Annotated in this window: 1 protein-coding gene; it reads left to right on the top strand. The window is 42.4% G+C overall.

Annotation, left to right across the window (positions count from 1 at the left end):
- Positions 1–1,933: non-ribosomal peptide synthetase (locus tag ERL59_RS20605; protein WP_160648108.1), on the top strand; the 1,933-nt coding region annotated here is incomplete at both ends.

Genomic DNA, 1,933 nt, shown 5'->3' with positions numbered 1-1,933 from the left:
TACGGAGCAAGCATTTCCACGTGATGTATGTGTGCATGAGCTCTTTGAAGCACAGGCAGCACGCACGCCAGAAGCAGTGGCGGTTACGTTTGAAGGTACATCGTTAACTTATGGAGCATTGAATGAGCAGGCAACCCAGTTAGCAGCTTATTTGCAGCGTTTAGGTGTAGGACCAGATGTACTTGTTGGGGTGTATATGGAGCGTTCATTTGATTTCATTATTAGTCTTGCTGGGATATGGAAAGCAGGAGGAGCTTATGTTCCGTTAGATCCATTTAATCCTAGTCAACGTCTATTGCATATGGTAGAAGACAGCAACGTGAAAATCATATTGACGCAGGGACACTTACAAGGAAAGTTAGAGGTAGCAGAAGATGTGTCCATGATTAGTTTGGATGAGATAAACAGACAGAAAGTAGTGGACGAAGATGAAACGGCCCCTATAGTAGAGCGGGAGGTGCAGCCACATCATCTTGCTTATGTGATTTATACTTCTGGTTCGACTGGACGTCCTAAAGGAGTGATGGTGGAGCATCGCAATATAAGTCATTTAATATGCGGGTATGTAAAGACTTACAATTTAACTGCAAAGGATCGTTCTCCACATCTTGCTGGATTAGGATTTGATGCAACTGTTTGGGAGATTTGGTCTTGTTTAACGATTGGTGCCTCAATTGTATTGGTGGATGAAGAAGCACGACTTTCTCCAGAAAAATTGAAAGATTGGCTGATCAAACATAAGATTACTATTACTTTCATTACCACACCACTTGTAAAAGTAATGCAAACGCTAGAGTGGCCTACACATACCTCCCTTCGTTATCTTTTGACTGGAGGAGAGAAGATGACAACTACACCTGTGTCACCACTACCCTTTACATTAATAAATTATTATGGTCCGACGGAAACAACGGTGGTTGTAACAGCAGGTGAAGTGAAAGTAAACGCAACGAATCAGATGCCTCCTATTGGGAAGCCAATTCCTAATGCACGTATATATATTTTAGACAAGCAAATGCAGCCAGTACCCATTGGTGTGCCAGGGGAAATATGTATTGGTGGTCTGGGTGTAACACGGGGTTATTTAGGTAAAAAAGAATTAACACAAGAGAAGTTTATACCCAGTCCATTTGATAAAGGTGAAAGGTTATATCGAAGTGGAGATATAGGTACGTACAATGCTGACGGAAATATCGAATACATCGGCCGTATAGATCATCAAGTAAAGATCAATGGAGTACGAATGGAGCTTGGTGAAATTGCCACAGTACTGCATAGTCATGAACAGGTAAAAGAAGCAATCGTCATTGTACGAGAGGATGAGTATATAGGAAAGCAGCTCGTTGCGTATGTGGTAGTAGATGAGCAGCAAGAACATATGGATCATATCCTGCAACATTACATGACAGAGCAGTTACCACAAGTGATGGTGCCATCGGTATACGTGTTCCTGAATGCACTGCCATTAAATGCAAACGGGAAAGTAGATCGAAAAGCACTGCCAGTACCAGATACGTATGTTGCCGAAGAGCAGGTTGTCCATCCGTCTACATCAATGGAAAAAACAGTAGCTAGAGCGTGTCAGGAACTGCTAGGGACTAACAACATCAGTATGTCCGATAACTTTTTCAAACTAGGAGGACATTCATTACTAGCAGCACAGTTTATTTCTCGGTTACGAAAAACATTGGATGTAGAAATTCCATTACGTACCGTTTTCGATACTACCACATTAGCGGCATTAGCGGCAGCCATTGAAGGGATATTGCAAACAGAACAACGAGCAAAGCGGTTAGTTCTGAGGTCTGTAGAGCGCACAAGTGCGGGTACATCTTTGTCGTTTGCTCAGCAGCGATTATGGTTTTTAGATCAATTGGAACCAGGAAGTGCAAAATATAATGTACCGTCTTATTATCGTCTGCAAGGCGCACTG

Source organism: Chengkuizengella marina (assembly GCF_009910845.1).
GTDB classification, from domain to species: domain Bacteria; phylum Bacillota; class Bacilli; order Paenibacillales; family KCTC-33759; genus Chengkuizengella; species Chengkuizengella marina.
Note: the sequence above shows the minus strand (reverse complement) of the source record. Positions and strands in the feature narration are given on the sequence as shown.